Genomic DNA, 9,177 nt, shown 5'->3' on the forward strand with positions numbered 1-9,177 from the left:
GCCGCCCCCCCCCTCCGCGCCCCCGCGCGCCCGCCCCCCGGGGGGGGGCCCCCCCGCGGCCCTGGCCATACCTAGTCCTCGAGGTACCAGTCGGCGGCGCCATACAGCGTGCCGCGCGGGTTGAAGTAGCCGACGCGCACACCCTTCAGTCGGGTGCTCCAGGCGTCTGCCGAGGCGGATTGGTAGAGGGGCAGCGCCGGGCGCTCCCGGGCGAAGATCTCGGCGGCGCGCGCGTAGGCCTGCTTGCGGACTTCCTGGTCGAGCGTTGAACTCGCTTCCTTGATGGCCGCGTCGAACTCGGCGTTGCGCCAGTGGCAGTAGGTGAAGCCGCCGGGGTTCTCCTCGCTCGGGATCGAGTCGGAGGTGAAGACGGCAGCCCAGTCTGCGGGATCGACCTCGTAGCCGTCGCGGCTCATGACGATGTCGTAGTTGCCGCGCGCGAGCAGGCCACCCTCCTGGTAGCTCCCAAAGATGGTGTTGGAGGGGACGTTCTCGATCTTCAGCTCGATCCCGATGTCCTTCATGTTCTGCTGGATGAGCTGCTGGTACAGCTCGCGCGTCTGGTCACCGGCGATCGTCTGGAAGCGGAGGCTGGCGCGGACGCCGTCCTTCTCCCGGATGCCGTCGGACCCGCGCTGCCAGCCGGCGGCGTCGAGGATCTCGTTGGCCTTGTCCGGGTCGTACGGGGTGACCGGCATGTCGAGGGCGGCCCAGCCGGCGTAGATGAAGGCACCGGTGAGCGAGCCGAAGCCGCCGAGGATCTCATCGATGATCGCCTGGCGGTCGATGCCGTAGTCCATGGCCTCGCGGATCGCCGGGTCGCCGAGGACGGGGTGCGGCTTGGTCGGGTCGCCGTTGTCGGAGAGGTTGAGCCAGAGCCACTCGACGCTCGCGCCGCCCTCGAACAGTTCGACATGGACCGGCTTCCCCTCTTGCTCGGCCTGGGTCAGGGTGGGCAGGTCCCCGGTCACGATGAAGTAGACGTAGTCGTACTCGCCGGCGATGAAGGCCGCGATGGTGGCTTCCTTCTCGGGCGAGACCTTGATGGTGATGCCGTCGAGGTAGGGCTTCTCGGGGTCACGGTAGTTCGGGTTGCGCTCGAGGATGATCTGGTCGCCCGTCTTCCACTCTTTGAAGACGAACGGGCCGGTGCCGAGCGGCAGGCGCGCCAGTGGGTGCTCCTGGGTGACGGCGGTCGAGTCGAACTTGTGCTTTGGAAGGACCGTCTGCCACAGGTCGAGGTAGCCGGGGTTGATCTCCTTCATCTTCACCTCGACGGTGAGCGGGTCGATCGCCCGGACCGACTCGATCTTGTCGTAGGCCGCGGGGACCAGCGGGGTGCTCTCGGGGTTCTTGTAGACCTCGAAGGTGAAGACGATGTCCTCGGCGGTGAACGGCTCACCGTCGGACCAGGTGATCCCCTCCTTGAGCTTGTAGGTGATGGTCAGGGAGTCGGGCGAGATCCCGCCGTTCTCGATCGTCGGCACCTCGGCTGCCAACACCGGCTGGTACTCGCCATTGGCGTCGGCGATGAAGAGCGGCTCGACCACGAGGACGGACAGGAACGAGCCGGACTGGCTGTTGAAGAATTCGTTCATCTGGCCCGGTTCCTGGATCAGGGCGATGACCGCCCGGCCGCCCTTCTTCGGGCCGTCGCTCGAACCGGTCTCCGTGGTACTCGTGCCGCTCGCGGGCGTCTCGGACCCGGAGGCGGGGGTCGACCCGCCACCACCGGTTGCCGATGTCGAATCGGCGCTCTCTCCGCCGCGGCAGGCGGCCAGCAGGGTGATCAGTGCCGGCGCCGAGAGCCCGAGGGCCGCGCCGCGGCGCAGCACCTCGCGCCGGCTGAGACGGCCGGCCATCGCGAGCTGGGCCAGCCGGCGAGTGTGGTCCAAAGCCCGGTCGTCCATCCTTATCTCCTCCTTACGGGCTCCGCGCGAGGCGACGAGCCCAAGCACGCCGCCGGGTCTGCCCCGGGCGGTCTCCCCCAGTGCGCCGGTTACGGCTGCGTGAAGGCGTAGTGGTGATACGGATGCTGGTCCGGCGGGCCGACTGCGACCCACATCTGGCCCTGCGTCGGTTGAGCGATGACGGAGGCGAACGTCATCACGTCGCGCTCCGCATCGTCCTCCGGCCAGCGGCAGAGCGCGTTGGGCGCTCCCTCGCGGTTCCGCATGATGTCCTGCATCACCGCGACGCTGAGCTGGCCCCGCCGGGCATCGAGCAGGCGCTGCATCTGCGCGTGGCGCGCGCGTGAGTTCTCCAGGTGCGACCCGGTCGAGCGCTCGGCGTCGAGGAGCTCCGGGGCGACAAAGTGGTTCGCGTGCACCAGGAGGCCGTCGTCGGGGTCGAGCCGCCCCATGCGTGTCGGGGTGGTCTCGAGGTCGGCCGCGTTCCCGTGTCGGTCGAGCATGATCAGGTTGCGGGAGGAGGCCCGGTGGACGCGGGAGAGGCGCGCGATCGCGTCGTCGACCGACTCGTAGGTCAGGGCGAGGCGGGAGAGGAGGTAGCGCGGGAAGCCGACGCGCCAGCCGTCGCAGGTGATGTAGTTGGCGAAGACACCCATGCCGCGGTCGTTGATACCGATGTAGGAGACCTGCCCGGCCGGGGTGAGCATCAGCACGGCCGGGGCGTCGTCGGGCACCAGCTCAACGACGACGCCGATCTCCCGGTAGAACGGCGGCAAGTCCGCGTTCTGCCCGATCATGGGGACGCCGTCGGCGGTCGTGCCCGCCAGGGCAACGAAGGTGGTGCACTCGTCCGCCGGCTCGGCCGGCTGGCCGGTATCCGGCACCACGGCCAGCTCGGCGCGGAGCTGGAGCAGGTAGGCCTCGCTCAGGGAGAGGCCCGCGCCCTCGGCGATACCCTGGATCTCTTCGTCGAAGAACGGCGCCTCACGCAGCACCGCGTCGCGGAATCGCGCGGCCTTGGCGACGGCGCGCTCGGGTGTGATGCCGTGCCGTGCCTGCAGGCGGGCCTGGGCGAGATCCCGGTGCCGGTGGATCAGCTCGGCGCAGGCCTCGCCGAACTGGCGTCCGATCTCCCGGTGCGTTCCCTGGAAGCGGAAGAAGGGGAACGCGCGTTGGTGTGCGTGCACGCGACCTCCTCTCGGCCGGGGGTTAGCGTTCCGGTGCCTGTGACACCTGTGACATCTGAAGCCGGGCACAATCTAGCATGCATGCGGCTGCGTGTCAATGCATACAATGGGATGCGATTGGGTACGCCGGCCGCGCCGTGCGATACTATGACGGGGCGGTACGCGCATCACGACAAGGATCGAGGTGGCGGGTGTCGGACACAGGGGACAGGCTGCGCTCGGACCTGGCCGCGCTGCGGGAGCGCCATGCGCGGCGCGGAGGGGCGACGGAGATCGCCTATTGGACCATTCGCGATGCGCTCCGAACGGGGATCCTCCGGCCCGGTGATCGCCTCATCGAGGTGGAGCTGGCCGCCGCGCTCGACATGAGCCGCACTCCGGTTCGGGAGGCGCTGCGGCGGCTCGAGGCGGAGCGGCTGGTCGAGAACGTGCCGCGGCGCGGGTTGGTGGTGCCCGCCATCACCCTCGATGATCTGGTCGACATCTATGAGATCCGCGGGGCGCTGGAGGGCCTGGCCGCACGCCGGGCTGCGCAGCGGATGAGCGCGGCCGAGATTGAGGCGATGCGGCAGACGGTCGAGCGGATGGAGCGCGCCCTCGCCGACGACGACCACGAAGCGGTCTCGGAGTTGAGCCGGCAGTTCCACCGGTTGCTCCGGGGTGGCTCCCCCGATGGACGCCTGCCGACGCTGCTCTCACTCCTCATGGATTCCTACGGGTTGCTTGGCCTGCACGAGTTCAACGCGCCCGGGCGGCTGAGCGCGGCGGTGGCCGAACACCGTGCCATCTACGAGGCCGTTGCGGCACGCGATGAAGAACGGGCAGAGCGCCTGGCGCGCGAACACTCGCACAACGCACTCCAGGCGCAGATCTTTGCCCACCACTTGGCGACCGATTTTTAGGCCCGGGAAGATCGCGCTACTCGGCGCCGTCGCAGAGCTCGTCGTCCTCGGCCAGCCAGGTCTCGCCATAGTCGCGCAGGAGTTCAATGATCGGAAGGACGGCGCGTCCCTTCTCGGTCAAGGTGTACTCCACGCGTGGCGGGATCTCGCTGTACTGCCGCCGGGTGATCATGCCGGCCGCCTCCAGGTGGCGCAGGCGCCCGGAGAGAACGCCTGGGCTCATCCCGGTCGATTCCTGCAGTTGGTGAAACCGGCGGCAGCCGTCGGCCAGGTCGTGCACGATCAGCAGCGTCCAGTGGTCACCGAGGAGCTTGGCAGCGCGCGTGACCGGGCAAGCGCAGGCGCTCGTCTGTTGTGTCTGGGCCATGCTCTCGCTCCCTCGGTGTCTGCGATGTTCCTCCTCAGTATAGCAGGCCATGTCCTTGACATCGCCTCGCTTCAATGATACCATGCCGATAGGCACTACGAGATTCGTAGTTACTCGTTATCGGGGAGGAACTATGTCCACGCAACAGGCTCAGGCAACCCAAACGATCGCGGGGCGCGCCCGCTGGGCGATCGATCCCGTGCACAGCGAGATAGGGTTCGCCGTCCGGCACATGATGGTCGCCACGGTCCGCGGTCGTTTCGGCGAGTTCTCCGGCCATGTCGATTTCGACCCGGCCGAGCCTACCGGCGCGTCGGTCGAGGTGAGCATCAACGCCAAGAGCATCGACACGCGGAACCCGGATCGGGACGCGCACCTGCGCTCGCCGGACTTCTTTGATGCCGAGAATCATCCGACGATCACGTTCAAGAGCCGCCGGATCGAGGCGGTCGGTGGCGATCAGTACCGGGTGATCGGTGACCTGACCATCCGCGGCACCACCCGCGAGGTCGTGCTCGACACCACCTACTACGGCGCGCACCCCGATGCCTTCGGTGGTGTCCGCGCCGGTTTCCATGCGACCACCAGCATCAACCGGTTCGACTTCGGCCTGAACTGGAACGCGGCCATCGAGGCGGGCGGCGTGGTCGTTGCCGACACCGTCAACATCACCATCGACCTCGAGGTGGTGCGGCAGTAACCCGCCTTGTGTCGTCGCGACTCAGTGAGAAACCCCCGCCGGGCGGCGGGGGTTTTTCGCTATGTGCCGCTCAGGGTGACACCGATGACGTGGTGGGGAACCACGCCCGGACTGAGCCGGCCGGCGTCGCCGGGCTACGCTCTCACTGGAGGCGGGAGACGACGGCGAACAGGAGCGCGCAGGAGGCGAGGACGATCACGCAGAGGAGCAGGCCGAAGAGCACCCCGAGGATCCCGGCCCGCCGGATGTCGCTCTGCCGGGCCAGCGCGTTTTCCAGTCGATCTAACCCACGCTGCAGCCGTTCACGCACCTGCTTGTCCCTTCCTGCCGCCCCATGGCGCCGATGGAGAGCCACTGCTCGTATGATATAGTGCCAGTGGGAGCAACAGCATCAGGGAGAACGACGTGATCGGCAAGGTCGCGATACTCGGCCGCCGCATCATCGAGAACGTGGACCGCGTCATCGTCGGCAAGTCCGCTGTGACCGAGTTGATCCTGGTCGCGCTCCTGTGTGAGGGCCACGTTCTGATCGAGGATGTGCCGGGCGTCGGCAAGACGACCCTGGCCCGCGCCGTGGCCCGCTCGATCGGCGGGCAGTTCCGGCGCATCCAGTTCACGCCCGACCTGCTCCCGTCCGACATCAGCGGCATCTCCTACTACAACCAGAAGCTGGGCGAGTTCCAGTTCCGGCCGGGACCGGTCTTCGCCAACATCCTGCTCGCCGACGAGATCAACCGGGCCACGCCTCGCACCCAGTCCGCCCTGCTGGAGGCGATGGAGGAGCGGACGGTGACGGTCGAGGGGGACACGATGCCCCTGCCACGGCCCTTCCTCGTGCTGGCGACTGAGAACCCGGTCGAGCTGGAGGGAACCTTTCCGCTGCCCGAGGCGCAACTCGACCGCTTCCTCCTGCGGATCGCGATCGGCTACCCGGAGGAGGACGAGGAGGCGGAGATGCTGCTGCGCTTCCAGCGCGAAAACCCGCTCGATGCGTTGGAGCCGGTTGCATCCCCGGACGACCTGCTGGCCGCCGCGGCAGCCTGCCGCGAGGTGCATGTCGACGACGACCTGCGTCGCTACGTCACCGACATCACGCGGGCGACCCGGGCGCATGAGGCGGTCGCGCTCGGCGTCAGCCCGCGGGGCACGCTCGCGCTGTTCCGAGCCGCGCAGGCGCTCGCCGCCCTGCGCGGGCGCGACTTCGTCCTGCCCGACGACGTCAAGGAGGTCAGCCACGCCGTCCTGGTCCACCGCCTGATCCTCAGCCCGGAGGCGCGCCTCCGCGGCCGCGATGCCCGGCAGATCGTCGACGAAATCCTGGCCGCCGTGCGCGTGCCGGTGGAGCAGGTGTGAGCAGTCATGCGTCATTCTCCCCTCTCCCCTGGTGGGAGAGGGGCCGGGGGTGAGGGGGACGGATGACGCATCACGCATGACGTATGACGCATGAGATCCAACTTCTTCACCTCCATCTGGATCTACGGCGCGGCGGTGTTCCTGCTCCTGGGCATGGCGCTGCGCCAGCCCGCGCTCTCGATTCTGGCGCTGCTGACGCTGCTCACCGCCGGGGGAAGCTGGCTCTGGAGCCGGCGGAGCCTCGACGGGGTCGTCTACGAACGCACCCTCTCGGCCACCCGCGTCTTCCGCGGCGAGTCGATCGTCCTGACCGCCAGCGTGGTCAACCGCAAGTGGCTGCCGCTTCCCTGGCTGGAGGTGGAGGATCAGATCTCCGACCGGGTCAAGGTGCGGGAGCGGGAGACGCTCCCGAGCGCCCGTCCGGGGATGACGCTGCTGCGCATCACCACGTCGGTCCGCTGGTTTGAGCGCGTTACGTGGACCTTCCACCTCGACTGCCCCAAGCGCGGCGCCTACGTGATCGGTCCGCCTTCGCTCCGCTCCGGCGATCTCTTCGGCTTTTTCTCGCGCGAGGAGCGCCGGCACGATCAGTGCCGTTTCATCGTCTATCCCCGTGTCGTCCGACTGGAGGACCTCGGGTTGCCGGCGCTGCACCCCTTCGGCGAGCGACGTGTCCCTCACCACCTGATAACCGACCCGGCCCGCACCATCGGTATCCGCGACTACCGCCCGGAGGACTCCTTCCGCTTCATCCACTGGAAGGCCACCGCGCGGATGCAGGAGGTCCAGGTCAAGGTCTTCGAGCCGACCGTCTCGGTGCACCTGGGCGTCTTCCTCTGCCTGGACACCTTCGAGCGCTACTGGGAGGGGGTCGACTACCAGCGGGCGGAGAGTGCCATCGTCGCGGCCGCGTCGATCGCTGCCCACGGGCTGGAGCAGCGCTACCTGGTCGGCATGTACGCCAACGGCGTACTGGCCGGGTCCGACCAGGCCCTACGCATTCCCGCCGGGCGCGGGCCGGATCAGTTGACGGCGATTCTGGAAGGGCTGGCGAAGCTGACGCCGCTGGCGGCGACCAACTTCCCGCGCCTGCTGCGCAACGAGGCGCGGCGCTTCCCCTGGGGCAGCACCGTGGTCGTCGTGGCGGCCCTCATGACCACCGCGTTGGCAAATGAGCTGGCGGCGTTGCTGGCGGCCGGGCACCGCGTCGTCCTCGTCTGCGTCGGGGAGGTCGAGCCGCCGCCCCTGCCGGGCCTGGTGGTCCACACCCTGCCGGAGAACCTGCTGGGCACCGTGCCCGGCCACCGCTACGTGCACACGGTAGACCTGGGAGTGCCGGCGCCATGATCGCGCGCGACCCGCTGGGACTGGCCGTGATGGTGAGCGACCTCCGCGCCAGGCTTGACTGGCGCGAGGAAGTCGTCGCACTGGCGCTGATCGTGGCCGAGAGCGCCATCCTCTATCTGTACCTGGGCGTCCTCCTGCCCGAGATCTCGCCGCCGTACGCCGCCTTTCCGGGCTGGCTGATCGCGTTGCTGCTGGCGGTGGCCTACTTCGTTCCCCGCCTCCTGACCGAGCTTCGCCTGTGGGGTGCGCACTTCGAGGCGGTGCTGGGGCTGACGCTCGTCGCGTCGCTCCTGCTGGCGCTCAAGGTCGCCGCCTTCCCGGACATGCCCTGGCTCTCCACCGGCTGGCTGGACGGATCCCTCGATGGGCTGATCCTGCGGCCCAACCCCTCGGTTCGCCCACCGTGGGCCGTCGTCGCGGTGGTGGCGTACACCTGGTGGCGCGGGCGTTCCCGGGCCGAGCCGATGCTGGAGACCACCTACCAGATGCTCCGCTGGGGCACCGCGGCCGTAGCCGGTGGGCTGCTGCTGGTGCTGGTCGCCACGCCGCCCGATGCGCCGATTCGGGACGGCACGGCCGGTGCCGTGGTCATCTATTTCGTAGCCGGGCTGATGGCGGTGGGTGTGGCCCGGTTTCGGCTGGAGGGCCTCCGCAGCGGCGCTCCGCTCGGCCCGCCCTGGCTGGCGACCTTTGCCGTGCCGATCGCGGGAATCGTCATCATCGCCGTGCTGGCTGCCGGGATCTTCTCCCGCAGCTTCCTCGACACGCTGCTGACCGCGCTCGGCCCACTCCTCTGGCTGCTCGGCTTCGTGGTCCGGGCGCTGGTGTTGCTGATCGCCCTGCTCGCCTTCCTCATCATCGCCCCGGTGCTCTGGCTAATGGAGCGCTACGGCTTCGGCACCCTGCCGCTGCTGGACCGCCTGCCGCGTGCGGGCAACCCGCTGGATCAACTCGACCGCTTCGCCCGCCAGTCGCTCCACGTCGCCGACCCGGCGCGCTACCTCGTCGCCGGGATCGTCCTGATCCTGCTCGGCTCGGCCCTGATCCGGTACGCCTACCGGCGACGCCGCCGCTGGCGCGCGGGTGCGCTCGAGCAGCGGGAGTCGGTCTTTGCATGGGAGGAAGCGGTCGGCGGGCTGGCCCAACCGCTACTGCGCCTCCTGCGCCGGGCGCGCCCGCGGGGCGATCCGCTCGCAGCCCTGCGCGGCGACCCCCGCTGGGCGCACACCGTCGCCATCCGCGAGACGTACATCCGCCTGCTACGCCGGAGCGCGCGCGCCGGCGTGGCCCGACCCCGCGGCGCGACTCCGGCCGAACATGCCCGCCGCCTGGCCGCCCGGTTCCCGACCGACGCCGGCCCGATCACCACCATCACCACCCACTACGAAGCCGCCCGCTACCAGGCCACCCC

General features: G+C 69.2%; 9 protein-coding genes. 5 read left to right on the top strand and 4 right to left on the bottom strand.

Annotation, left to right across the window (positions count from 1 at the left end; genetic code table 11):
- Positions 1–71: 71 nt before the first annotated feature.
- Positions 72–1,910, bottom strand: a complete 1,839-nt coding sequence (locus IRZ30_RS12935; protein ID WP_294085741.1) for an ABC transporter substrate-binding protein — start codon at positions 1,908–1,910, stop codon at positions 72–74.
- Between the two features lie 89 nt (positions 1,911–1,999).
- Positions 2,000–3,097, bottom strand: a complete 1,098-nt coding sequence (locus IRZ30_RS12940) for a C45 family peptidase (protein ID WP_294085743.1) — start codon at positions 3,095–3,097, stop codon at positions 2,000–2,002.
- A gap of 191 nt (positions 3,098–3,288) precedes the next feature.
- Between IRZ30_RS12940 and IRZ30_RS12945 the strand changes: the two genes are divergently transcribed.
- The gene (locus IRZ30_RS12945; RefSeq protein WP_294085745.1) at positions 3,289–3,999 is read left to right on the top strand and encodes a GntR family transcriptional regulator; all 711 of its coding nucleotides are present in this window, start codon (positions 3,289–3,291) and stop codon (positions 3,997–3,999) included.
- 16 nt (positions 4,000–4,015) lie between these two features.
- On the opposite strand, the gene IRZ30_RS12950 is transcribed toward IRZ30_RS12945, so the two are convergent.
- Entirely contained in the window at positions 4,016–4,366 is a 351-nt protein-coding gene (locus IRZ30_RS12950) for a helix-turn-helix domain-containing protein (protein WP_294085747.1), read from the bottom strand.
- A gap of 133 nt (positions 4,367–4,499) precedes the next feature.
- On the opposite strand from IRZ30_RS12950, the gene IRZ30_RS12955 reads away from it, so the two are divergent.
- Positions 4,500–5,066 (top strand): YceI family protein, encoded by a 567-nt coding sequence (locus IRZ30_RS12955; protein ID WP_294085749.1) that lies wholly within the window; start codon positions 4,500–4,502, stop codon positions 5,064–5,066.
- Positions 5,067–5,208: 142 nt separating this feature from the next.
- Here the strand turns inward: IRZ30_RS12955 and IRZ30_RS12960 are convergent, their stop codons facing one another.
- On the bottom strand, positions 5,209–5,376 hold the full coding sequence (locus IRZ30_RS12960; RefSeq protein WP_294085751.1) for a hypothetical protein: 168 nt from the start codon (positions 5,374–5,376) through the stop codon (positions 5,209–5,211).
- A gap of 95 nt (positions 5,377–5,471) precedes the next feature.
- Here IRZ30_RS12960 and IRZ30_RS12965 point away from each other — a divergent pair, with 95 nt between their 5' ends.
- The 3 genes from IRZ30_RS12965 to IRZ30_RS12975 form a co-directional block, all read left to right on the top strand.
- Positions 5,472–6,419 (top strand): MoxR family ATPase, encoded by a 948-nt coding sequence (locus tag IRZ30_RS12965; RefSeq protein WP_294085752.1) that lies wholly within the window; start codon positions 5,472–5,474, stop codon positions 6,417–6,419.
- 90 nt (positions 6,420–6,509) lie between these two features.
- The gene (locus tag IRZ30_RS12970; RefSeq protein ID WP_294085753.1) at positions 6,510–7,766 is read left to right on the top strand and encodes a DUF58 domain-containing protein; all 1,257 of its coding nucleotides are present in this window, start codon (positions 6,510–6,512) and stop codon (positions 7,764–7,766) included.
- On the top strand, positions 7,763–9,177 hold a 1,415-nt coding region (locus tag IRZ30_RS12975), incomplete at its 3' end, for a DUF4129 domain-containing protein (protein ID WP_294085754.1). The genes IRZ30_RS12970 and IRZ30_RS12975, both read left to right, overlap by 4 nt.

This window comes from Sphaerobacter sp. (genome assembly GCF_019683595.1).
Classification (GTDB): Bacteria; Chloroflexota; Chloroflexia; order Thermomicrobiales; family Thermomicrobiaceae; genus Sphaerobacter.